Source organism: Clostridia bacterium, from assembly GCA_017554615.1.
GTDB lineage: Bacteria > Bacillota > Clostridia > UMGS1840 > HGM11507 > SIG450.
In genome coordinates this window covers 1-24,478 of the sequence record JAFZHY010000014.1, presented here as the reverse complement: position 1 = coordinate 24,478, position 24,478 = coordinate 1, and the positions used below count along the sequence as shown (strand labels likewise).

18 protein-coding genes are annotated in these 24,478 nt (G+C 33.3%); 1 reads left to right on the top strand and 17 read right to left on the bottom strand.

Features of this window, described 5'->3' with window-relative positions; translation table 11 throughout:
• Positions 1 to 534: 534 nt before the first annotated feature.
• Genes IKZ35_03590 through IKZ35_03530 form a run of 13 tightly spaced genes read right to left on the bottom strand, consistent with a single transcriptional unit; the run spans position 535 to position 17,585 of the window.
• Complete coding sequence (locus tag IKZ35_03590) at positions 535 to 3,921, bottom strand: DNA polymerase III subunit alpha (protein ID MBR4893044.1); 3,387 nt, start codon at positions 3,919 to 3,921, stop codon at positions 535 to 537.
• A gap of 1 nt (position 3,922) precedes the next feature.
• Positions 3,923 to 4,828 carry a DNA-binding protein WhiA gene (whiA, locus tag IKZ35_03585; GenBank protein MBR4893043.1) on the bottom strand — a complete coding sequence of 302 codons (906 nt, stop codon included), beginning with the start codon at positions 4,826 to 4,828 and terminating at the stop codon, positions 3,923 to 3,925.
• A 9-nt stretch (positions 4,829 to 4,837) separates the two neighbouring features.
• Positions 4,838 to 5,764, bottom strand: a complete 927-nt coding sequence (gene murB / locus IKZ35_03580; GenBank protein MBR4893042.1) for a UDP-N-acetylmuramate dehydrogenase — start codon at positions 5,762 to 5,764, stop codon at positions 4,838 to 4,840.
• Positions 5,746 to 6,462 (bottom strand): phosphatase, encoded by a 717-nt coding sequence (locus IKZ35_03575; GenBank protein MBR4893041.1) that lies wholly within the window; start codon positions 6,460 to 6,462, stop codon positions 5,746 to 5,748. The genes murB and IKZ35_03575 overlap by 19 nt, the downstream gene beginning before the upstream one ends.
• The gene (locus IKZ35_03570; protein MBR4893040.1) at positions 6,455 to 7,402 is read right to left on the bottom strand and encodes an HPr kinase/phosphorylase; all 948 of its coding nucleotides are present in this window, start codon (positions 7,400 to 7,402) and stop codon (positions 6,455 to 6,457) included. Before IKZ35_03570 ends, IKZ35_03575 begins: the two co-directional genes overlap by 8 nt.
• A gap of 2 nt (positions 7,403 to 7,404) precedes the next feature.
• The gene (locus IKZ35_03565) at positions 7,405 to 7,893 is read right to left on the bottom strand and encodes a cytidine deaminase (GenBank protein ID MBR4893039.1); all 489 of its coding nucleotides are present in this window, start codon (positions 7,891 to 7,893) and stop codon (positions 7,405 to 7,407) included.
• A gap of 18 nt (positions 7,894 to 7,911) precedes the next feature.
• Positions 7,912 to 8,478: a methyltransferase domain-containing protein gene (locus tag IKZ35_03560; GenBank protein MBR4893038.1), complete on the bottom strand. Its 567-nt coding sequence runs from the start codon at positions 8,476 to 8,478 to the stop codon at positions 7,912 to 7,914.
• Between the two features lie 17 nt (positions 8,479 to 8,495).
• Positions 8,496 to 12,755 carry a PolC-type DNA polymerase III gene (locus IKZ35_03555; protein MBR4893037.1) on the bottom strand — a complete coding sequence of 1,420 codons (4,260 nt, stop codon included), beginning with the start codon at positions 12,753 to 12,755 and terminating at the stop codon, positions 8,496 to 8,498.
• 19 nt (positions 12,756 to 12,774) lie between these two features.
• A complete protein-coding gene (ispG, locus tag IKZ35_03550; GenBank protein ID MBR4893036.1) occupies positions 12,775 to 13,830 on the bottom strand; it encodes a flavodoxin-dependent (E)-4-hydroxy-3-methylbut-2-enyl-diphosphate synthase in 1,056 nt (351 codons plus the stop codon).
• Entirely contained in the window at positions 13,818 to 14,876 is a 1,059-nt protein-coding gene (gene rseP, locus IKZ35_03545) for an RIP metalloprotease RseP (GenBank protein MBR4893035.1), read from the bottom strand. Before rseP ends, ispG begins: the two co-directional genes overlap by 13 nt.
• A complete protein-coding gene (locus tag IKZ35_03540) occupies positions 14,873 to 16,033 on the bottom strand; it encodes a 1-deoxy-D-xylulose-5-phosphate reductoisomerase (protein MBR4893034.1) in 1,161 nt (386 codons plus the stop codon). The genes rseP and IKZ35_03540 overlap by 4 nt, the downstream gene beginning before the upstream one ends.
• A gap of 3 nt (positions 16,034 to 16,036) precedes the next feature.
• The gene (locus IKZ35_03535; GenBank protein MBR4893033.1) at positions 16,037 to 16,846 is read right to left on the bottom strand and encodes a phosphatidate cytidylyltransferase; all 810 of its coding nucleotides are present in this window, start codon (positions 16,844 to 16,846) and stop codon (positions 16,037 to 16,039) included.
• A gap of 10 nt (positions 16,847 to 16,856) precedes the next feature.
• Complete coding sequence (locus tag IKZ35_03530; protein MBR4893032.1) at positions 16,857 to 17,585, bottom strand: isoprenyl transferase; 729 nt, start codon at positions 17,583 to 17,585, stop codon at positions 16,857 to 16,859.
• A 147-nt stretch (positions 17,586 to 17,732) separates the two neighbouring features.
• Here IKZ35_03530 and fabG point away from each other — a divergent pair, with 147 nt between their 5' ends.
• Positions 17,733 to 18,461 carry a 3-oxoacyl-ACP reductase FabG gene (gene fabG / locus IKZ35_03525; GenBank protein ID MBR4893031.1) on the top strand — a complete coding sequence of 243 codons (729 nt, stop codon included), beginning with the start codon at positions 17,733 to 17,735 and terminating at the stop codon, positions 18,459 to 18,461.
• 54 nt (positions 18,462 to 18,515) lie between these two features.
• On the opposite strand, the gene typA is transcribed toward fabG, so the two are convergent.
• The 4 genes from typA to tsaA all read right to left on the bottom strand — a co-directional run bounded on the left by typA (position 18,516) and on the right by tsaA (position 24,127).
• The gene (typA, locus tag IKZ35_03520; protein MBR4893030.1) at positions 18,516 to 20,342 is read right to left on the bottom strand and encodes a translational GTPase TypA; all 1,827 of its coding nucleotides are present in this window, start codon (positions 20,340 to 20,342) and stop codon (positions 18,516 to 18,518) included.
• A gap of 68 nt (positions 20,343 to 20,410) precedes the next feature.
• The gene (locus tag IKZ35_03515; protein MBR4893029.1) at positions 20,411 to 22,363 is read right to left on the bottom strand and encodes a bifunctional 4-hydroxy-3-methylbut-2-enyl diphosphate reductase/30S ribosomal protein S1; all 1,953 of its coding nucleotides are present in this window, start codon (positions 22,361 to 22,363) and stop codon (positions 20,411 to 20,413) included.
• Positions 22,364 to 22,676: 313 nt separating this feature from the next.
• On the bottom strand, positions 22,677 to 23,264 hold the full coding sequence (locus tag IKZ35_03510; GenBank protein MBR4893028.1) for an NADH peroxidase: 588 nt from the start codon (positions 23,262 to 23,264) through the stop codon (positions 22,677 to 22,679).
• Between the two features lie 167 nt (positions 23,265 to 23,431).
• Positions 23,432 to 24,127, bottom strand: a complete 696-nt coding sequence (gene tsaA / locus IKZ35_03505; GenBank protein ID MBR4893027.1) for a tRNA (N6-threonylcarbamoyladenosine(37)-N6)-methyltransferase TrmO — start codon at positions 24,125 to 24,127, stop codon at positions 23,432 to 23,434.
• Positions 24,128 to 24,478: the final 351 nt, after the last annotated feature.

The window sequence follows — 24,478 nt, the reverse complement described above, 5'->3', positions numbered from 1 at the left end:
GTTCGTCCTGAGCCAGGATCAAACTCTTAATAAAAAATTTATTAATCGTTCAAATTAATTCTGACTTAGTTTGCTAGCTTTTTCTTTGCTTGCATTTCCTTTATTACCTTGGTTCATTTTTAAACTCATTTAAAAAAATTTCAAGGACCATCATATTGTTTAATTTTCAAAGACCGTTCCACTTTTGACGGTGGAGTTTCATTGTATCACTGTTGAACTTCATTGTCAAGCACTTTTTTAGAAAAAAATAAATACTTTTTATTTTACGCGACACAACTATTACATTATATCAGCAGTATTTTAAAATGTCAACACATTTTTTTAAAAATATTTAATTTTTTTTGAAAAATTCTGCCTGTTTTTGTCAGCAGCTTTTACATTATAGCATTGAGCATATTGTTTGTCAACATATTTTTTTATTTTTTTAAAAAAAATTATGCAGACTATTTTGCTGCATAATTTATTATATTCATTTTTTTCCAATATATACACATTTATTATAAATATTATGTGTATTTTTGCTTGTAACAGTTATCACTTAAATACTACATTATCTTCACCCAGCAGGTCTTTTAGTCTTTTTTCCAAAGTTTTACTTATAATTACCCACATAGATTTATCCGCAAGGGTATTTTTCTTTTCCTTTTCAAAGTAGACATATACAGGAGTATTTCCATTATGCTGTTTTAGAATTTTCTTCATTTCTTCTATTAAAGATTCGTCCTTTATCCTTATATACAGTTTGCCAGGTACTGCTTCTTCATTAAAGAGTGAAATTTCGCTAACATTTATTTTTCTTTCCTCTTCACTTATAAGAAGAGTTCCTTTTATTATAACATCTGTATCATTTGTTATATAAGAAGAATAGGCAGTATATGCTTTTGGGAAAACTACCACTTCACAGTTTCCGTACATATCTTCTATTAAAAAGGTTGCCATATTGTCTCCCTTTTTAGTTGTACGGATATTTTTATTAAGGATAGTTCCAACCATAGTTACATTATCACCGTCTTTTAACAAGGTGTTTTCTTCATTATTTATTTCAAAACTGTAATGAGTGGCAATTCTTTTAATAAGTTCTTCGCTTTTCTTTAAAGGGTGGGAAGATAAATAGACGCCTAAAACTTCTTTTTCCATTCTTAAAGAAAGAGGAGATTTATTATCATCAATATTACCTATTATTTTTTGTAAATTTTTATTATCTTTATCCAATGTTTCAAACAGGTTAAGCTGACCAGGAACATTACTTCTTATATTATTTAAATGAAAGTCCATTGTTTCGTCATAAATTTTTAAAAGTTCGATACGACTTCCAAAGTCATCCATCGCACCTGCTTTTATAAGACTTTCCACTGCTCTTTTATTTATATCCGTTCCTGTCATTCTTTGCGCAAAATCTTCAAAACTTAAAAATCTTCCGTTTAAATTTCGCTCATTTACAATTTCTCTTGCAGTATTATATCCTACATTTTTTATAGCGTTTAAGCCGAATATTATTTCTCCGTTTAACGCTGTAAATTTTATATCACTAAGATTTACTGACGGAGAGACAACTTTTATGCCCATATTTTCGCAGGTTTTAATATATTCAGTAATTTTATTCTGATTTTCAGTAAAACTGGTCATAAGGGCTGCCATAAACTCAGATTTATAATAGTATCTTAAATAAGCAGTCTGAAATGCTACATAGGCATAACACGCAGCGTGAGATTTATTAAAGGCATATTTTGCAAATTCCTTTATTTTATCAAATATTTTTAAGGCAGTATCTTCATTTATGCCTTTTTCATTACACCCTGTAACAAAAATCTTCTCTTCTTTTTTTAAAACATCCATTTTCTTTTTGGACATTGCACGACGGACAATATCTGCTTTGCCAAGGCTATACCCTGCAAGGCGCTTAAATATTTCCATAACCTGCTCCTGATACACAATGCATCCGTAGGTTACAGAAAGTATTTCTTCTAAAATTTTATGGTCATATACTATACCGTCCATATTTTCCTTATTTTTAATAAGGTTAGGAATTTCCTGCATCGGACCAGGACGGTAAACTGACACAGCAAGAATCAAGTCCTCTAATTTTTCGGGTTTAAATTCTTTTAAGAACTTTCTCATACCATAACTTTCAAACTGAAATACACCGTCGGTATCCCCTTTTTTAAACAGAGTATAAACATTTTTATCATTATAGTCTATTTTATCTATATCGATACTTACACCTGTTTTTTCTTTTATGATTTTTAAGGTATCGTTTATAACAGTAAGATTTCTTATTCCTAAAAAATCCATTTTTAAAAGGCCTAATTCTTCTAATGCAGTCATAGTATATTGAGTGGCGATTACATTATCCCCTTTATATAAAGGAACATACTCCATAATAGGCTTATTGGTTATAACCACTCCTGCGGCGTGGATAGAGGTATGCCTTGGAAGCCCCTCAACTTTTAGCGCCACATCTATTATTTTCTTTACATTTTCGTCGTTATCATATAAATTTTTAAGTTCAGAGTTTTCTTCTAAAGTTCCTTTAAGGGTTACACTCACTCCCCCTGGAATAAGTTTAGCGATTCTATCCCCTTCGGCATAAGAAAAGTCAAGCGCACGACACACATCTCTTACTGCCTGTTTTGCGCCTAATGTACCAAAGGTTATAATCTGGGAAACTTTATCTTCTCCGTATTTTTTAGTAACATAATCAATAACTTCTCCTCTTCTTTCATAGCAGAAGTCAATATCAATATCCGGCATTGTTACTCTTTCGCTGTTTAAAAATCTTTCAAAGATAAGCGAATATTTTACAGGGTCAAGATTGGTTATTCCCAAGGCATAAGACACAATGCTTCCTGCTGCTGAGCCTCTGCCAGGACCTACGGGAATACCTTTTGTTTTTGCATAGTTTATAAAATCCCATACAATTAAAAAGTAATCGGTAAACCCCATTTTATTTATGGTATCAAGTTCATAGTTTAGTCGGTCAATATAACTTTCATAATTTTCATATCGTCTCTTAAGCCCGTCAACACAAAGTTTATAAAGATAATCTTTATGGCTTGTCCCGTCAGGCAATGTGTAATGCGGAAGATGATATTTGCCAAATTCTATTTCCACATTGCATTTATCACAAACTTCCATTGTGTTATACACCGCTTCCTTTTTATAACTAAAAAGGCTTAGCATTTCTTCTTCGCTCTTTAAATATAACTGGTCGGAATTAAACTTCATTCTTGATTCATCAGAAATTGTTTTTTGCATTTGAATACACATTAACATTTCCTGATAAAAAGCGTCGTCTTTTTCTATATAATGAACATCATTTGTTGCTACAAGTTTTACAGAGTGCTTATTTGCAAGTTCAATTTGTTTTGAAATAATTTTTCTTTGCTCTAAAAGTCCGTGGTCCTGAAGTTCTACATAAAGGTCATTTTTAAAAATTTTCTTTAATGTTAGAAGTTCGTCTTCTGCTCCTTTTATATTATCGTTTACAAGGTACTGCGAAAAAGCACCGTATAAACAGGCAGTAAGGCATACTAACCCCTCGGAATACTTATATAAAAGTTCATAATCTACACGGGGTTTATAATAATATCCTTCAATAGACGCTAAAGATACAAGTTTCATTAAATTATGATACCCCTCATTGTTTTTGGCAAGAAGGATAAGATGATTATACTTTTCGTCAGGGTCTTTATCAAAACGACTGCCTTTAGCCACATAAACTTCGCAGCCTATAATAGGTTTTATACCTGCTTCTTTTGCACACTTATAAAACTCAACGGCGCCGAACATATTGCCATGGTCGGTTATGGCAACTGCACTCTGCCCGAGAGTTTTTGCTTTTTCTATTAAATCTTTGATATTACACAGTCCGTCAAGAAGACTGTATTTTGTGTGAAGATGCAAGTGGCAAAAGTTACTCATTTTATTTTTCCCTGCTTAATTCTATAATTTTTTTAAGCCTGTGATTTATTCCTGAACGACTTAATGGTTCTTTACACATTTTGCTAAGTTCTGTTAAACTTGCTTCGGGGTTATCAACTCTTAAGTTGGCAACTTCTTTTAAAGATTGAGATAAAGCATCAAACTTTTTATCTTTCTTTAATTTTTCAATAGCAAGAAGTTGCTCTACTGCTGCATTAACTGTTTTATCAAGGTTGGCTTGTTCACAGTTTATCTTTCTGTTAAGATTATTCATTTTATCCTTTAAAATCATAGCATCGTGATATTCAAAGAACGTTTCTTTACAGTTTAGATAATTTAGCATATCTGCTATCGTTTCTTTTTCTTTTAAATAAAGGACATAGTCTGACCCTCTTGTTATAATTTTAGGATAAAAATCCATACCCATTAATATTTCATTTATCTTATGAAGATTATCTTTTCTGTGGTTTGAAATTTCAAAATGATAGCCTCTATTTGGGTTTGTAACCGACCCTGCTACTAAAAAAGCACCTATTACTGCTGCTCTTTGGCAACAAGGGTTAATCGATAGGTTATCATCCATTATTCCGCTTACCTGATTTATTTTTTTATTTATAAGGCCTAATTTTGATGCCAGTTTATGAATTTTATCACAGTCATAAGACTCTAATGTATAGCCTTTGCTTTTTGCATTTTTCTTAAAAGTAAGTTCGCGCTCATCTGTTATCTCAATTATAAGTTCATTTAAAAAAAGGGCTATTTCTTTACTCTCAATAGTCATCCTTATTCTGTCATACGAAACTAAATTAAAAAAAGCGAAGGCAGAATTAAGAAGGGCATGTTTACAACATGACCTTTCAAAATTAACTGAACATATTTCATTTTTTACATCTTTACAAAATGACATATTTATCACCTAAAGTATTTCTACTTCCAATTCAAGTTCTACATTGAATTTTTCTTTAACGATTTTTTTAACCTCTTCGGTAAGGTTTATTACATCTAAAAATGTGGCAGAGTTATAATTTATTATAAAACCTGCGTGTTTTTCAGATACTTTTGCTCCGCCTAAGGTATAACCTTTAAGGTTGGCATCCTCTATAAGTTTACCTGCAAAATGCCCGACAGGGCGTTTAAATGTACTTCCTGCGCTTGGAAAATTAAGAGGCTGTTTATCTGTTCGCATTTTTGTTACTTCTCTTATTCTTTCTAAAATCATACAAGAGTCGCCTTTTTCAAGTTCTATCTGCGCTTCAAGAACTATATATTTATTTTCGGAAAATAAAGTTTTACGGTATTCCATTTTTAAATCTTTAATATCCCTTGTTTCAACTTCTAAGTTTTCATTTAAAAAGGTTACACTCTTTAGCAAATTTTTAATTTCTTTTCCGTATGCCCCTGCGTTCATATAGATTGCTCCGCCAAGGCTTCCAGGAATTCCTGAAAGTTCTTCAAAACCTTTTAAAGACTCTTTTTGTGCAATATTTGAAATTTTAGTAAGAAGTGCGCCTGAAGATGCTTTTATAATATTACCCGAAACTTTAATATCTGAGAAGTTAGAGCCAAGTTTTATAATTACTCCTCTGTAACCCTCATCCTTTACAAGAAGATTTGAGCCATTTCCCATAACAAAATAGTTTATCTTTTCTTCTTTTAGAAATTTAATAAGGTTTATAACCTCATCTATGTTTTCAGGCAGTACAACAAAATCGGCATTCCCTCCGATTTTAAAAGTTGTATGATTCTTCATAGGCTCATTTATAAGAATGTTTTTTTCATTTGTATATTTTTTTAATACTGCTAAAATATCCAAACTTTTCTCTCCTAATCTTTTTTCATTGATTTTAGATAACTTGTAAAACTTTCAAGCGTTCTGTTTACTATAAGTTCTTTTGGGAAGTCTGCTTTTTTTAAAAGTTCAAACGCTTTAGTGTAATCTCCTATCATAGTTGCTATATGACTGTCTGAAGACACAGCAATATAAACCCCGTTTTCTTTACAAAGTTTTGCAACTTCAAGACAGTTTTCTTCGCTTCCCGGTCTTATATGAAAAGAGTTGTTATTAATTTCTATTACTTTATTATACTTTTTGGCTTGTTTAACTACTAAAGAGTAGTCGCACTTATACGCAGGCTGACCAATATGCGCAAGACAATGAATATACGGATTTTCTAAAACTTTAAGATAACCCTCGGTTATATACTTTTCATTTATTAAGTCTTTATTTATCCTGTGGTAACCTGCAAGGGTAAAATCAAGCCTTTTAAGATAGTCTTCTTTTAAGTCTACCCTACCCGTATTATCAAGTATATTAACCTCTGCTCCTTTAAAAAATCTTACTCCGTAAAAAGTGGTTGGAATAATATCAAGGTTATAAAAGTGCAGGTGATTATCAAAAGGAGATATATCTGGGCCATGGTCGGTTGATACAATTCCTTTTAAGCCTTTTTGCCTTGCATGACGTACATTTTCTTCTATTGTGGAATAGGCATGTTCACAAATAACGCTGTGAGTATGGGTATCCACTTTAATACTATACATTCTTTGCATCTTCCTCCATTTTTTTGAGCAAACGGTTATTAAGTTCTTCTGCAGGGTTATAGCCTAATTTTTTCTGTCTGTTGTTCATTGCTGCAACCTCTAATACCACTGCAAGATTTCTTCCTGGTCTTACAGGGATATTCAGGCATGGAACTTTAAGGCCCAAAATATCAGTATATTCTGTTACAAGGCCAAGACGGTCATACTGCTTATTTTCTTTCCATACTTCAAGATTTACTACAAGGTCAATCTTTTCTGTTTCTTTAATAGCACCCATACCGAATATTCTTCTTACATCTACTATACCGATACCTCTTAGTTCAATAAAATGCTTTATTATATCAGGAGATGCGCCAACTAATGTTTTATCTGAAACTCTTTTTATTTCAACAGCGTCATCTGCCACAAGACGATGGCCTCTTTTTACAAGTTCGATTGCTGTTTCGCTTTTTCCTACGCCGCTTTCTCCTAAAATTAAAAGACCTTCACCGTAAACTTCAACCAGTCCTCCGTGCCTTGTAATTCTTGGCGCTAATTCTACGCTTAAATAACTTATAACAGATGCCATAAATTTAGAAGAAGAATCATTAGTTCTAAGAACAGGCACTTTATTGGTTTTTGCGCCCTCAACAATTTCAGGGAAAACTTCCTGACCTCTTGTAATAATAATTGCAGGAACATCTCTTTTTGCAATTTCATAAAAGGCGTTATATATTTTTTCGCTTTCCATATTTTTTAAATAGGTGTATTCAACTCTTCCTAACACCTGAAGTCTTTCAGGCTGGAAATAATCAAAAAAACCTGCGATAGGAAGCCCCGGTCTGTTAAGTTCGGTGCTTACTACTTTTCTTTGAGAAAGGTCCTCTCCCTCATATATCACTTCAAGATTAAATTCATCAACAAGTTGTTTTAAAGTAACAAAAAAATTTTCTTTTTCCATACTTATTCTCCCTTAATAAGATATATAGACTCGTCATTATATATCCAGTCTCTTACATTAACAATAGTATACTCATCATTTGTATTTCTTGCTATAACACGTTCAATTCCAGCATTTATTATAAGCCTTTTACACATAGCACAACTTGTTGCATTTTTTACAAGTTCGTTTGTTTTCATATCCTTACCCACAAGATAAAGGGTTGCACCTATCATATCTTTTCTTGAGGCGCTTATAATAGCATTTGCTTCTGCATGAACCGAACGACAAAGTTCATACCTTTCTCCGCTTGGGATTTTAAGACTTTCTCTTGCACAGCAATTTAAATCAATGCAATTTTTTCTGCCTCTTGGTGCTCCTGTATATCCTGTTGAAATAATTTCATCATTATTTACAATTATTGCACCATAGTTTCTTCTTAAACATGTGCCCCTTTCTAAAATAGCCTCGGCAATGTCAAGATAATAATTGATTTTTCCTCTTCTGTCCATAATCTTAACCCCTTTCTTTTATTTCTTTTTTCCTATCACTACTAATATCGGCGGATAGTTTATCTGATTGATAAAGTTATGCATAAGTACTGAAAACTTTTTGTTATTAAGTCTTTCAAAATATTTTATAAGTTCATCTCTTTCATGGAACCCTGAATCTCCGCCATGATAAATAATAACTGTAATTATTCCGTCATCTTTAAGTATTTCAAGAGATTTTTCAATAGCGACAATGGTAGTTTCAGGAGTTGTCATAATACTGTGATTGCCCTTAGGAAGATAACCTAAATTAAAGACAACTGCTTTTACGCTTTCTTTAACATATTTATCAAGTTCGGAGTGGGAATCAAGATTTAAAATTACATTTTCTGATAAACCCTTTTCTTTTAACAGATTAAGCGTATTATCTAAGGCTACTTTTTGAATATCAAAACCGTAAACCTTGCCTTCTTTACCTACCTGTTCTTTTAGAAAAAGCGTGTCATAACCGTTTCCGCAGGTTGCATCGATAACGGTATCTCCTTTTTTTATAACTTTTCTTAAGTATTCTTTACATAAACCAAGAGAATTGCCAAGCAAAACTATCACCCTTTTTATTATATTTAAATTCCGAATGTCAACTGTGATGAATCAGGAATATCTTTAAAACAATTATGGTTATCAAGCATATCAACAACTGCCTGACCCACCTTTGCTCTTGCCATAAAATCTTCTTTTGTGAAAAATTCCTTTTCGTCTCTGGCTGCTTTTATATTCTGTGCAGCGGCAAGGCCAAGACCTTTGATTGATGTAAACGGAGGCCTTATCTTACCATTTTCCACTTTAAAGTTCAAATCGTCTGACTTATAAAGGTCAACAGGCAAAAATTCTATACCCCTTGCATACATTTCCTTGCATATTTCAAGTATAGTAATAATATTTTTTTCTTTGGCAGACGGCTTTGGAATTTTGTTATATTCGTTAAGTGATTTTTCAATTTTGTCTTTTCCCTTTGTCATAATTCCCGCATCAAAATCATCTGCTCTTACTGAATAGTAAGCACAGTAATATTCTATCGGATAATGCACTTTATAATACGCAACCCTGAACCCCATTGTAACATACGCAACAGCGTGGGCTTTAGGGAACATATATTTTATCTTTTTACAGGACTCTATATACCACTCGGGAACATTTTTCTCTCTCATTTGTGCTTCGTCTTCTTCTTTAAGACCTTTGCCTTTACGCACCTGCTCCATAATGGTAAACGCGCGTTTAGGTGGAAGACCTTTTAACATAAGATAGGTCATAATATCGTCTCTTGTACAGATGGTTTCTTCAAACGGTGCTATTTTTTCTTTAACAATATCCTGAGCATTGTTAAGCCACACATCTGTTCCGTGGGAAAGGCCTGAAATTTTAACTAAACTTGCAAAATTCTTCGGCTGAATATCCTCTAACATCTGACGGGCAAACTTTGTACCGAATTCCGGAACTCCGTATGTGCCTGTTTTAGAGCCTATCTCCTCTTCTGTAACGCCTAACGCTTTTGGCGATGTGAAAAGACTCATAGTATCCTTATCTGAAAGGGATATAGACTGAGGGTCAAGCCCTGTTAAGTCTTTTAACATTTTTAGCATTGTAGGGTCATCATGCCCTAAAATATCAAGTTTAAGTAGTGTATCGTGAAGTTTATGATAATCAAAGTGAGTTGTGATTATTCCGCTTTCTTTATCATTTGCAGGGTGCTGAATAGGAGTAAAGTCATAAACATCATCTTCTTTCGGCACAACTATTATACCACCAGGATGCTGACCTGTTGTTGCTTTTGCTCCTGTACACGCAGACATAAGACGCTCAAGCTCTGCATTATTCATAATCATTTGGCGTTCTTCATAATAGTTCTTAACATAACCAAAAGCAGTTTTTTCGGCTATTGTACCAATAGTTCCTGCTCTGAAAACATGGCCTTCGCCAAATAATTCTTCGATATATTTATGGGCAGTCGGCTGGTATTCGCCTGAAAAGTTTAAGTCGATATCAGGCTCTTTATCCCCGTCAAACCCTAAGAACGTTTCAAACGGAATATCGTGCCCGTCCCTCTTCATTACCGTATTACAATGAGGGCATACTTTTTCAGGCATATCACAACCTGAAGAGTAACTTCCGTCTTCTATAAATTCTGAATGTTTACAGTTTTCACAGATATAATGAGGGCATAGAGAGTTAACCTCTGTTATACCTGATAAGAAGGCTACAAAAGAAGAACCAACCGAACCCCTTGAGCCAACAAGATAACCGTCGCTTAAAGATTTTTTAACTAATTTTTCTGCTATAAGATACATAACGGAAAAACCGTTATTTATAATGGAGTTAAGTTCCTTTTCCATTCTTTTTTCAACAATTTCTGGAAGAGGGTTTCCGTATATTTCATAAGCCTTTTTATAAGACATCTCTTTAATATCTTCGGCTGCACCCTCAATAACAGGCGGATGCTTAACGCTTGGCACAGGCTCAAAATTCTCATCCGTCATATCCACTATATCGTTAGGATTTTTAACAACTATCTCATACTTTGTATCTTCGTCAAGATAGAAAAATTCGTCCATCATTTCTTTTGTGGTACGGTAATATAGAGGCGGCTGATTATCAGCGTCTTTAAATTTCTTTCCTGACATAAGGATAGAACGGTAAAGTGCGCCCTGCTCGTTTATAAAATGAACGTCGCCTGTTGCAACAACTTTTTTACTAAGTTCTTTTCCTAAATCTATAATGGTTTTATTAAGTTCTATTAACGCATCTTTATCCTTTACGGAATTGTTTTCCAAAAGATACTGGTTATTACCTAAAGGCTGAACTTCAAGATAGTCGTAAAACTCGGCAATATTTATAAGTTCCTGATGAGGCTGACCGCTTAAAACTGCACGGTATAACTCTCCCGCTTCACACGCAGAGCCTAAAATAAGACCCTCTCTGTGTTTTATAAGTTCGCTCTTTGGTATTCTCGGAGTTCTGTAATAATAATCAATGTGTGATTTGCTTACAAGTTTATATAAATTTTTAAGACCTGTTTTGTTTTTTACAAGTATTATAATGTGGTATGCTGTTCCCTTATAAGAGGGTTCTCCCCCACAGTCTACAACAGAGGTATTGATATCCTCTATATTTTCTATCCCTCTCTTTTTAAGAAGAGAAATAAATTTAATAAATACTTCGCTTGTAGCCTCTGCATCATTGACAGCACGGTGATGACCGTTAAGAGTAACCCCTAAATGCTCACAAACAATATTTAGTTTATGCTTTTTAAGTTCAGGAAGAAGAATTCTTGAAAGTGAGAGTGTGTCAACAGATGTCGGCTCATAGTTTATGCCTAAAACTTCTGCATTTCTTTTAATGAAAGAAACGTCAAAGTCTGCGTTATGAGCAACCAGTGGAACACCCGAGCAAAAATCAAGAAATTTCTTTAAAACTATATCAATCTCAGGTGCATCCTTTACCATTTCGTCTGTAATACCTGTAAGTTCAGATATTTTTTCAGGAATAGGAACTTTTGGGTTTACAAAAGAAGAAAACCTGTCTATAATTTCTCCGTTTTTTATTTTACAGGCACCTATTTCGGTAATCTTATTTTCAGACGCACTAAAACCTGTTGTTTCAATATCGAAAACAACAAACTCGCCTGATAAACTTCCCTTTTGATTTCCTTTTACAATTTGTGCCATATCGTTTACAAGGTAGCCTTCCACACCGTAAACGAGTTTAATTCCTGCCTTTTTGGCAGCGCTATATGCATCAGGGAACGCCTGAACAACACCATGGTCAGTAATTACCAAGGCTCTGTGCCCTATATTTTTTATATGGGATACATATTCGTCAACAGTGTTAATACCGTCTATCGCACTCATATTGGTATGCAGATGAAGTTCAACCCTTTTTTCATCTGCTGTGTCAACCTTAATCTCTTTTTTTACAGGCTCAATATTTTTAAATTTAGTATCAAGCACATTTTCTCTTAAATATTTATCATAAATCATCTCGCCTGAGATTTTTAAAAAGTCGCCTTTTTTAAATTCTCCCATAAAGTCGTCTAACACTTCTAATTTATCCATAACCTGACAAATGCACGAATTCTTATAGTCGGTTACATAAAAAGTGATTTTACCTTTTTGGGAATTATTAAAATCTTTTCTCTCAATTTTAAAAACTTCGCCCTCTATTTCTACCTTTCCGCTTTCTAATTTAAGAGAAGAAATATCCGTTTTTGCATAAGAGATTTTATTAAAAGACGGATATGATTTTTTTGGTGGTAATTCTTTTTTTACTTCTTTTACCACTTCAGGCATTTTTTCTATTCTATCTAAAATCTCTTTTTGCTGCTCTATATGTATTTTATTTTTTTCTTCAACGCTTAAAGGTTTAATGTCCGATATAAATTTTACAAAAACTTTAAGATTAAATTCGTCATATATTAAATTTTCAATAGCCTTATCAAGTTCGTTATATAAAAGTAGGTCTACACCGTTACCTTTTAGGTGAATTTTAATTTCATTTTCCAAAATTTCCATTTCAGAATCTTTTACAATATAGTAAAGGTGCATATATTTTTTTTCTATGTAAAATAAAATCTCTGAAAAATAGTCTTTAGTAAATAAATTTTCAGGATACTCACTAAAAATTTTAACTACCCTTAACTGATAAGTTGTTTTAATATCCTGGGCAACATCAAAAATCACTGATTTAGGAATAACCAAACTGCTTTTTAAAAACAGTTCTGCTTTCCTTAATTCTTTATTTAATACTACATTTTTAACTTCACTTAAATCAAATAATTCTTTATGTTGTATAAGCACTTGAGATTTATTAAATATCTCACTTAACTTCATAACTTTTTCCTCTCAAAACTTACATTTTCTTAATTTCCGAAACCAGAACTTCGGCAATTTCTTCTTCCCTGATTTTTCTTATAATCTGCCCTTTTTTAAAGAGCACTGCGCATCCGTCTCCCCCTGCGATGCCTATATCTGCTTCCTTGGCTTCGCCAGGCCCGTTAACAACACAACCCATTACTGCAACATTTATTGGTTTTTTAATATCCTTAACTGCTTCGTTTACAATATCTGCAATTTTTATAAGGTCAATTTTCGTTCTTCCGCATGTCGGACAGGAAATAACATTAACACTGTCTTTTAAAAGACCTGCTGCTCTTAAAATTGCCTTTCCTGCTTTTATCTCTTCTATAGGGTTTGCAGTAAGAGAAACTCTTATTGTATCCCCTATATTATCAAGTAAAAGTGCACCTATACCAACCGAAGATTTAACAATTCCGTTATATACTGTTCCTGCTTCTGTAACCCCTAAATGAAGAGGATATTCAAATTTTTGTTTGAATAATCTGTATGTATCAACTGTTAGTTTTGTATCTGACGATTTTAAGGAAACGACTATATTATCGTATCCGTATTTATTAACAAGGTCAATATGAGTTTTAGCAGATTCGACTAATGCTTCAGGACATATTTTTCCGTATTTTTCAAGAAGATGTTTTTCTAAAGAACCCGCATTAACACCTATTCTTAAAGGAATATTTCTTTCCTTTAATGCTAAAACTACTGCTTTTACATTTTCTTCGCTTCCGATATTTCCTGGGCTTATTCGCACCTTGTCAACCCCGTTTTTTATAGCCTCAATGGCAAGACGATAGTCAAAATGAATATCGGCAACCAAAGGAATTTTTATTTGTTTTTTAATTTCTTTTATCGCAAGTGCAGATTCTTTGTCAGGCACGGTACATCTTACAATATCGCAACCTGCTTCTTCCAATTCTTTAATCTGGTTGACCGTGCTTTTTATATCTTTTGTATCTGTATTAGTCATAGACTGAACAAGAACTCTCTCATTATCGCCTATAAAAAGATTTCCAATCTGAACTTTCATTTTTTCACCCTCTATTTTGTAAATATTCTCAAAATATCATTCCAGGTAGCATAAAGCATAAGAAGAATTAAAAGCATAAACCCTATTGCGTGGATAATGCCTTCATATTTTAAAGATACAGGTTTTCCTATTACCGCTTCAATTAAAATAAATAAAATTCTTCCTCCGTCAAGTGCGGGAAGCGGAAGTAAATTAAATATACCAAGGTTTATGGTTATAAGCGCCATAAGATAAAGAAGATAATCAAACCCTGTGTTTGCTGCTGTGTTTATCTCTTTAACTATTCCCACAGGCCCTGAAAGATTATCAGGGGATACCTCTCCTGTTATTAACTGACCAAGGGAAATAAAAATTGTTTTACCTATAAATAACGATTCAAAATATGAATATTTAATTACACTAAGTAAGGTTTTTTCTTCCTTTGAAAACTCTATGCCTATAAGTTTATGCGAGCCTTCTTCACTGCTTTCTTTTATAATATTACCCGATTCATCTAAAAGGTAAGATTTAGGGGTAACATTAAAGGTTAATGTTTCTCTGCCTCTTTTAACGGTAATTTCCATATCCTCTTTATTATTATAAACCATAAATTCTGAGCGGATATTTACCTTTTTTCCGTTAAGTCTTTCTATTTTATCCCCTGCTCTTAACCCTGCAGTATATGCAGGAGTGTTTTCCAAAACGTTTGCAACCGAAGTTGACACATAAAAGTTAGAACTAAACCCAAAGTTAAGAATAAGAACAACTATAAAGCCCAAAAGAAGATTCATTACAGCCCCTGCTGATAAAATAATGAGCCTTTTGGTTTTTGATTTATTTGAAAAAGCACGGGAGTTATCACTCTGCCCGTCTTCCCCCTCCATTTTGCAATATCCACCCATAGGAACTAAACGAACGGAATAAAGGGTTTCGCCCTTTTTCTTTTTAAAAATTGCAGGGCCCATACCTATTGCAAACTCATGAACATATACTCCGAAAATTTTTGCAAATATAAAATGGCCGAATTCATGAACAAATATTATTACAGAAAACAGCAATAAGGCATAAATAACAGTTAAAAAAGAACTCACGCTAAATCCTCCAGAAACTCTGTAGTTTTAATTTTTATTTCTTTGTCAAGCTGGATAGTTTCTTCAAGCGACAAATTTCTTCTTACAGTATGAGAAGAAAGCATTTTCTCCACAGTTTTTTCAATATCCAAAAATTTAATTTTATCCTTTAGAAAATATGAAACTGCAATTTCATTGGCAGCATTTAAGCATAAAGGCATACTTCCCCCTTCTTTCATACATAAAAGGGCAAGTTTTAAGCAACCGAAAGTGTCAATATCAGGTTCATAAAACGAAAGGTTAGGATATTTTAAAAATGATAATGATTCAACACTGCACTCCTCCCTCTTTGGATAAGTAAGCGCAAACTGAATAGGAAGTTTCATACTTGGTACACCCATCTGGGCAATAATGGAATTATCCTTATACTCTACCATAGAATGAATAACACTCTCTCTGTGAATTACAACATCAATATCTAAAATATCAAAAAGCCATCTTGCTTCAATAACCTCAAAGCCTTTATTCATCAAAGTTGCAGAATCAATAGTAATTTTTGCGCCCATATCCCAGTTAGGATGCTTTAATGCGTCTTTTTTTGTAACATTTATTAAATCTTTTCTTTTCCTGCCGAAAAACGGGCCGCCTGATGCAGTTAAAATCAATCTTTTAACATCTTTTTTATCATTCCCCAAAAGTGCCTGAAATATTGCACCATGTTCACTGTCAACAGGAATTATTTCTCCACCATATTCTTCTTTTACTTTATATACAAGTTCTCCTGCTGCAACAAGAGTTTCTTTATTTGCAAGAGCAATCTTCATTTTGTTTTTAAGCCCTGCAACAGTAGGTTTAAGGCCCACACTTCCAACCACTGAAGTTAAAAGCGTATCAGCGTCTCCACTTGTAGCAAATTCGCATAAAGCGTCTTCCCCACCTAAAACTTTAATATCAGTATCAGAAAGTCTTGCCTTTAATTTGGATAAAAGTTCACTATTATTTATATGGCAGAATTTAACATTAAATTCTCTTGCCTGTTTTTCAAGAAGGTCTATATTATTATTTGCCGAAATACCGTTAACCTTAATATTTCTTTCCTTGCAAATCTCTAAAGTCTGAGTGCCGATAGAGCCGGTAGACCCTAATATATTTATAATCTTTGTTTTCAAATCAATCATTCCTTATAAGTAGATAAAGTTAATTATCCTAAGAAGTATGAAAATGCACGGTGCAGTAATAATTAAAGAATCAAATCTGTCTAACACGCCTCCATGCCCCGGCATAAGTTTTCCAAAATCTTTTATACCTGTTTCTCTTTTTATTAAAGATGCTACAAGGTCTCCCATCTGTGAAAGAGATGAAGTAATAATTGCAGTTAATATAAATGCATAGAAATTAACATTAATATCCCATGTGTTCTTTAAGATATATCCGTAAATTATATATCCTAAAACTGCTCCTAAAATCCCTGTAACTGAGCCTTCAATGGTTTTTTTAGGGCTGATATTAGGGCATAACTTATGTTTGCCGAAAAATCTTCCACCAAAATATGCAAAAGTATCTGTAAGCCATGCAGATATAAGAGGAAGCCAGATAAGAAATTGCCCATACTCTGTAAGCCTTATGTATGCAAGTGTAGAAAATACCCAAGGAATAATAATTACTCCTGCCATATAGGAAAACAAGTCTTTAGTATGAAACTCGTTATGATTTTTAAACATATGAATAATCGGTATAACAGTTAAAATAAGTAACAAAAGATACAGATAATTTTCTAATGCAAAATAAACTGACATAGGAATAATTAAAGAAGTTATAATTCCTGTTAAAAGAAGAAGTTTATATTTAGTATATCCGTATGCTTTCATAACTTCATAAGAAGCAATAGCACAGATAATACTGATTGCACCTATAAACAATTCCTGACTTAAAAACATAACCAATAAAAGAACTATAATGCCGATTACGCCTGAAATAATTCTTACTAACATTTTATACCTCCTACACTCCCCCGAAGCGTCTGTTTCTTTGCTGATATTCTATTATCGCCTTTTCCAACATCTTAGGTGTAAAATCAGGCCATAAAACATCAGAATAATAAAACTCTGTATAAGCAGATTGCCATAAAAGGAAATTTGAAATTCTCTGTTCTCCGCTTGGTCTTACCATTAAATCAGGGTCAGGAAGACCATAAGTATATAAATGGTCAGAAACCATCTTTTCATCTATATCGTCAATTTCAATTTCTCCGTTTTTTACCTTAAGAGCAATATCTTTAACAGATTTAATAATTTCATCACGGCTTCCGTAGTTAATTGCAAAATTAAAGGTAAACCCTGTATGAGCAAACTGAGAAGAATATTCTTCAATCTCTTTCATACTTTTTTTAATATCATCGCTAAGAGGTGTTTTATCTCCTATAAAACGCACTACACAGTCCCTGTTACCCATAAGCGCTCTGTAATCTTTTAACTTTTCTTTAAAGAGTTTAAACAAAGCGTCTACCTCAGGTTTAGGCCTCTTCCAGTTTTCAGTAGAAAATGCGTACAAAGTAAGCACCTTAATTCCGTTATCATAGCAGTAATGAGCAATGTTTCTTACATTGTCTGCCCCTTTATAATGCCCTGCAGTTCTTGGCAGACCTCTCTTCTTTGCCCATCTGCCGTTACCGTCCATTATAATAGCGATATGTTTTGGAAGATTGTCTTTATCAAGTTTACTAAAAACCATAAATACACCTCATAAAAATACACATAATAATCTAAGATTAGTATAGCACATAAGTCCCCTCTAATTCAATAGAAACATATGAAAAACAATAAAACATTTTATATTTTTTTGACAAGGGTTTTATTATATGTTATTATTTTATCGGTGATGAAAATGAAGGATGTAATTTTAGTTACAGGCGCAACAAGAGGAATAGGAAGAGCAATAAGCGAACTGTTCTTAGATAAAGGCCATACAGTTGTCGGAATTTACTTAAAAAGCGACGATGAGGCATTAAAATTAAAAGAAAAATATATAAATTTTATTCCTAAAAAAGCGGATATATCAAACTCTTTGGATGTTAAAAAAGCAGTAGGCGAAGTGATTAGTGAATTCGGGGAAATTAACTGTTTAATTAACAATGCGGGAATTTCTGAAACTAATTTTTTGCAAAATGATGATGAAGAAAGTTTTAACCGAATATTTAATACAAATATAAAGGGTACTTTTCTTGTAACCAAAGAAGTTCTTTCGTCTATGATAAATAATAAAAAAGGTAAAATTATAAATATCTCATCAATGTGGGGAATAACAGGCGGAGCAATGGAGGTTTTATACTCTTCTTCAAAAGCCGCAGTTATCGGCTTTACCAAAGCACTTGCAAAAGAAGTGGCTCTTTCAAACATCAATGTAAACTGTATTGCTCCAGGAGTTATAAAAACAGATATGCTAAATAATTTAGACGAGGATACTTTGGAAAGTTTAAAAGAAGAAACCCCACTGAGTAGGCTTGGAGAACCTATGGATATTGCAAAAGTATGCTACTTTTTATATTCTGATAGTTCTGATTTTATTACAGGGCAGGTAATAAGTGTAGATGGCGGAGTTGTAATTTAATTAAAAAAACCGTAGCAAATAATTTAAAATGTTTGCTACGGTTTTTTTATACAATTATTTATTTTTTAATTCTTTGTTTTTTGCCTTTGCTCTTAAATCACTGTTTAAAATCTTTTTCCTTAATCTTATATTTAAAGGAGTGATTTCAACAAGTTCGTCATCTGCGATAAATTCAAGGCACTGCTCTAAACTAAGTTCATCATGAGGAGTAAGCCTTAAGGCGTCATCCGACCCTGATGCACGGGTATTGGTAAGTTGCTTTTTCTTACATACATTAAGAACTATGTCTTCTGCCTTTGCATTTTCTCCAACTACCATTCCTTCGTACACTTTAACACCTGCGCCGATGAAAAGTCTTCCTCTGCCTTGTGCGTTATAAAGACCGTAAGTAATACTTTCTCCGTCTTCCCAGGCGATAATTGAGCCTCTTTGTCTTCCCTGAATTTCTCCCCTGTGTGCTTCATAGCCTATAAGAATTGAGTTCATAACACCATTACCCTTTGTATCGGTTAAAAATTCGTTTCTGTAACCGATAAGACCACGGGACGGAATTTTAAATTCTATTCTTGTGTAACCGCTGGTATTGGTGTGCATATTTATCATTTCGCCCTTACGGGAGCCTAACTTTTCAATAACACTTCCCACAAACTCTTCAGGTACATCAACTATAAGGTGTTCAATAGGTTCGCATAAAACGCCCTTTTTCTCTTTCATTATGATAACCGGTTTTGAAACCTGAAATTCAAAACCCTCTCTTCTCATTGTTTCAATTAAAATTGAAAGATGCAGTTCCCCTCTTCCTGAAACCTTGAAAGAATCTGCGCTGTCAGTTTCTTCCACCCTTAATGAAACATTGGTTTCTATTTCTTTAAACAGTCTGTCTCTTAAATGACGGGAGGTAACATAAGTTCCCTCTCTTCCTGCAAAAGGACTGTTGTTAACAATAAAGTTCATAGAAATAGTAGGCTCGTCAACCTCTATAACAGGCAGTGGGTCAATTTTATTTAGCGAACATAAAGTTTCGCCTATATTAAAATCTCCAAGCCCTGCAATACAGATGATTTCTCCTGCTTCTACTGTATCTCTTTCAACTTTTTTAAGCCCTGAGTAAGTGTATAGTCTTCCTGCTTTAGAGTTTTTAGTTGTTCCGTCTTTTTTGCAGATTGCAATCTGGTCGTTAGTGGATATTCTCCCCCTTTTAATTTTACCAACTGCAATTTTTCCGACATATTCGTCATAGTCAATATTTGATACAAGCATCTGAAACTCGTCATCACTTTTTCCGCAAGGTGCAGGAACATAATCAATAATAGTATCAAAAAGAGGTTTTAAATTGTCATTTTCGATTTCAAAATCAAAGGTTGCAAACCCTTCTCTTGAAGATGCGTAAATAACAGGGAATTCAAGTTGGTCATCCGATGCATCAAGGTCAATGAATAAATCAATTATTTCATCTATAACCTCATTCGGTCTTGCATCTTTTTTATCTATTTTATTAACAACAACAATCGGTTTTAAATCAAGTTCCAATGCTTTTTTTAGAACAAAACGTGTCTGTGGCATTGCACCTTCAAAAGCATCAACCAAAAGCACTACGCCTTCAACCATACCTAAAACTCGTTCCACTTCTCCGCCAAAGTCTGCATGGCCAGGAGTGTCAACTATATTGATTTTATAATCTTTATACATAACCGAAGTGTTCTTGGAAAGGATAGTTATCCCTCTTTCACGCTCTAAGTCGTTAGAGTCCATAACCCTTTCTTCCACCTGTTCGTTAACCCTGAATGTACCGCTTTGTTTAAGCATTTCGTCAACAAGGGTGGTCTTACCATGGTCAACATGGGCAATAATTGCTATATTCCTTAATTTTAATTCACTCATTTAAATCCTCTTTCTTAAAATTATCCTGTGTTTTAATTAAACACAGGATAATCTATAAAAGTTTTTAATTATTCTTCTGTTTCAGAAACTTCTTCTTTTACTTCTTCTGCTAAAAGTTCTCTGATGCTTAGGCTGATTTTCTTTGTTTCTAAATCGATTTCAATAATCTTAGCCTGAACTTCATCCCCAACTGTTAAAACATCAGCAGGTTTATCAATTCTCTTATTTGAAATCTGAGAAATGTGAATTAAACCGTCAACAAAAGGAATGATTTGAGCAAAAGCACCGAAAGGAACAAGACGAACGATTTTACAATCAACTACATCGCCAACTTTGTATTCGTTTTCGATTTTAACCCAAGGGTTATCTTCTGCTTTTTTAAAGCCTAATGAAATCTTTTTCTTTTCAGCATCGATTTCTTTAATAAATACTGTAATTTTATCTCCAACTTTAACAACTTCAGACGGATGTTTAATTCTTCCCCAAGATAATTCAGAAATGTGAACTAAACCGTCAACTCCGCCTAAATCAACAAATGCACCGAAGTTTGTAAGAGATTTAACTATACCTTCATAAACTTTACCTTCAGCTACATTCTGCCAGAAAGCTTCCTGAAGTTCTTTCTTTTCTTCGTCAATAACAGCCTTGATTGAACCGACTGCTCTTCTTTTTCTTTCATCAAAATCAATGATTTTAAGTGAAACTTCTGTATTTAAAAGTAGGTTTTTATCGTCGCTCATTTTTTCTGTAGCAAGTGAATTAGGAACAAAGATTTTACAAGCGTTAACAATAACGGATACACCGCCTTTATTAACATCTACAACTTTTCCTTTAAGAATTTCTTTGCTTTCAAATGCAGCTTTTAAGATTTCGGAATTTTTCTGAGAATCAACTCTTTTTTTAGATAAAAGAACTGTTCCTTCAACATCATTCTTCTTAATAACCATGGCTTCAATTTCATCGCCAACTTTAAAATGTTCTTCAGGCTTAAACTGAGAATCATCTGATAAGTTATCAAGTGAAATAACTCCTACTCCTTTATATCCAGGAATGTTAACATTAACTTCGTTTGAAGACACTCTGTCAACTGTTCCTTTAACGATTTGACCACTATGTAGTGATGAATTAAGATAATTTTCAAGCATATCAGCAAAATTTTCTTCGCCAACTGCCATTACTTTTTCTTCTGACATAATATTCAGAACCTCCCTTATTATATACGCAGGAGTTGATGCTCCCGCAGTAATTGCGATTTTTTTGTTATTTAAAAGACTTAAATTAAGCTGACCTGCATTTTCTATCATATAAGTACTATCAAGAATGTCTTTACAGCGATGATAAAGTTCATTAGTGTTGGAACTGTTCTTACCGCCGATAACAATCATAGCCTCTGACTCTTTTGCAAGGGCTATTGCTTCTGTCTGCCTTTCATACGTCGCATTACATATTGTATCAAAAACTTCTATGTTTTTACAAGTGTTTTTTAAAAATTTAACATAATTGTAAAATTTCTCTTTATTTATTGTTGTCTGCGCAACTACACATAATGAATCAGATTCACTAAAAAACTTTTCAATTTCTTTAGGTTCTTCTTCATATATTATTATCGCGCTGTCGTTGCACCAACCGTTTATACCAACTACTTCAGGATGATTTTTCTTGCCCACTACAACTATTTTTTTGCCTTCATTATAATTCTTATTAACTATATTATGAATTTTTTTAACAAACGGACAGGTTAAATCTACATATTCTATTTCATTTTCTTCTAAAAATTTATATACACTTTCGCCTACTCCGTGAGCACGGATAATAACGAGTGAATCTTTTTTTATCTTCCGTAAGTCTTCCTTAACGGTTACACCCTGATTATAAAGATCATTTATAACCTGCTCATTATGAATAACAGGACCGTAAGTAACTATTTTTTTATTCTTCTCTTTTGCCAGTTTATATGTTTCTTCAACTGCCCTTTTTACCCCAAAGCAAAAACCGGCAGTTTTAGCAACTTTTATCTCCAAAAAATCACCACCAAAAGTTATTTTCTAAGTTCCACTTTTTTATTATGCACTCTAACTTAAAATTATATCAAAAAATATTTATATACATTGTATCACTAAACTTGTCTTATTTCAATTATTAAATGCTAAATATTTACTAAAATATTCCAGTTTTATTAAATATTTTTTAAAAATTTAAAACCCCTTAACACATTCAGCGTGTTTAAGGGGTTAAAATTTTATTGTGAATTAACACAACAAGGTTCTCCGAAAAACTCGAACTTTTAGTTCGATAGTTTTTCGTGAGGTTCTTATTATAAGACTAAAATATTTATTATTTAAAATATCTGTTTAAAAGTCCTTCTAAGCCTTTTCCGTGGCGAGCTTCGTCTCTTGCCATTTCGTGAACTGTGTCATGAATTGCGTCAAGACCGTTTTTCTTAGCACATGATGCAAGGTCAAATTTACCCTGAGTTGCACCGTATTCACAGTCTACTCTCCATTTAAGATTATCTTTTGTTGTCGCTTTCATATTAGGCTCTAAATCTTCGCCTAAAAGTTCAGCAAATTTTGCAGCGTGTTCTGCTTCTTCATATGCTGCTTTTTCCCAGTAAAGCCCAACTTCAGGATAACCCTCTCTGTGAGCAATTCTTGCCATACATAGATACATACCAACTTCTGCACATTCACCATTAAAGTTAGCCATTAACTGTTCAAAGATATATTTTTTATCTTCTTCTGAAATGTCAGGATTGTTTTTAACTGTTTTTGCATATACTCCGTATTCATGCTCTGCTGCTAATGCTGCACCTTCAACCATTTCGTTAAATTTTGATGCAGGAACTTTACATACAGGACATTTTTCAGGTGGTTCATTACCCTCGTGAACATATCCGCAAACTGAACATACAAATTTTTTCATAACTTATAACCTCACTTATATAAAATTAAAATTCATATCTTATCGATAATGATTATCGTTATTACTATTATAGCATATATTTTTACTTTGTCAATAGTTTATTTAAAAAAATATTTTAAAATTACAGAAACCGTGAAACTAAAAACATTTCACGGTTTCTTTTTATCTTATTCTTCTATGTCTATAACATGAACTGTTGTTTCATCAACTTTATAACTGACTTCATATTCACCATATGTAAGATAAAATACTTTATCATTTTCTTTCTCATAAGCAGGTCGAGGGTCATAAGAAAGAATTTTTATAAGTGAGTCGCACATTTTCCTAGGAAGTTTTGCTGCGCATGAAGGAGGCATATTAACCTCAAGTTCTTTTTCTTCCCCAAACTCATCATAACTTCCGTATGCACCTTCAACGCTGTCAACAGCCGGAAGATATGGTTTTATATCATAAATCGGGGTATTATCCACCAAATCAAGACCCTGAATATAAATAACAGGCCCGTCAGTAGTATATAATGAAATTTTTAAAACCTTAACTACGCCTATACCAATAGGGTTTGGCCTGAATGGAGAACGGGTTGCAAATACTCCTATTCTTCTGTTACCTCCAAGAATAGGAGGCTTAACAGTCGCCTTCCATTTATATTTGTGCTTATGTTTACCGTGTCTGATTTGTGCGCCTTCAGAGAATTTCCAAACCAGCCAGATATGGGAAAAAAGGTCTAACCCTCTTAATGCTCGATACACTCGAAAATCAGGCTCAAATATAATTTTACCGACAACTTCATCAGCGTGGCCACCTTGCTTTGGTACTGCGAATTTTGATTTAAAGTCCGTTTTTATATGACCTATTATTCTCATAAATTCATTACCTTTCACTAAGTTCTTGAACTATTTTTGTTAATACTAAAGCCATTTATTTCATTGTATCAAAAGTGCATTAATTTGTCAATAAAACAATTTAAAGTTCCCTTTTACCTTTTGGACTGATTTAAGATATAAAAAACCTCCCTTCGTCAAAGTAACGAAGGGAGGTATATTCACGGGCCACAACTGCTCGTTAAATTGGAATTGGTCAAATTGAAATTATTGTTTCCACAAACTGGTTTGCCTTTTCTGTATGAATACCGTGCCCACAATCAAATTGCTTGATTTTCATATTTTCAATCAAGGCATTGACTCTCTGCAAATCTTCATCAGACAATGCGCCTT

Bases quoted from the DNA above. Each gene is read 5' to 3' on its own strand.
- fabG (MBR4893031.1), top strand. From the start codon at position 17,733: ATGAAAATGAAGGATGTAATTTTAGTTACAGGCGCAACAAGAGGAATA.
- typA (MBR4893030.1), bottom strand. From the start codon at position 20,342: ATGAGTGAATTAAAATTAAGGAATATAGCAATTATTGCCCATGTTGAC.
- IKZ35_03535 (MBR4893033.1), bottom strand. From the start codon at position 16,846: ATGTTAGTAAGAATTATTTCAGGCGTAATCGGCATTATAGTTCTTTTA.
- IKZ35_03530 (MBR4893032.1), bottom strand. From the start codon at position 17,585: ATGGTTTTTAGTAAACTTGATAAAGACAATCTTCCAAAACATATCGCT.
- IKZ35_03510 (MBR4893028.1), bottom strand. From the start codon at position 23,264: ATGAAAAAATTTGTATGTTCAGTTTGCGGATATGTTCACGAGGGTAAT.
- IKZ35_03575 (MBR4893041.1), bottom strand. From the start codon at position 6,462: ATGTATAGTATTAAAGTGGATACCCATACTCACAGCGTTATTTGTGAA.
- IKZ35_03565 (MBR4893039.1), bottom strand. From the start codon at position 7,893: ATGGACAGAAGAGGAAAAATCAATTATTATCTTGACATTGCCGAGGCT.
- whiA (MBR4893043.1), bottom strand. From the start codon at position 4,828: ATGTCATTTTGTAAAGATGTAAAAAATGAAATATGTTCAGTTAATTTT.
- IKZ35_03555 (MBR4893037.1), bottom strand. From the start codon at position 12,755: ATGAAGTTAAGTGAGATATTTAATAAATCTCAAGTGCTTATACAACAT.
- IKZ35_03540 (MBR4893034.1), bottom strand. From the start codon at position 16,033: ATGATTGATTTGAAAACAAAGATTATAAATATATTAGGGTCTACCGGC.
- IKZ35_03570 (MBR4893040.1), bottom strand. From the start codon at position 7,402: ATGGAAAAAGAAAATTTTTTTGTTACTTTAAAACAACTTGTTGATGAA.
- IKZ35_03590 (MBR4893044.1), bottom strand. From the start codon at position 3,921: ATGAGTAACTTTTGCCACTTGCATCTTCACACAAAATACAGTCTTCTT.
- tsaA (MBR4893027.1), bottom strand. From the start codon at position 24,127: ATGAGAATAATAGGTCATATAAAAACGGACTTTAAATCAAAATTCGCA.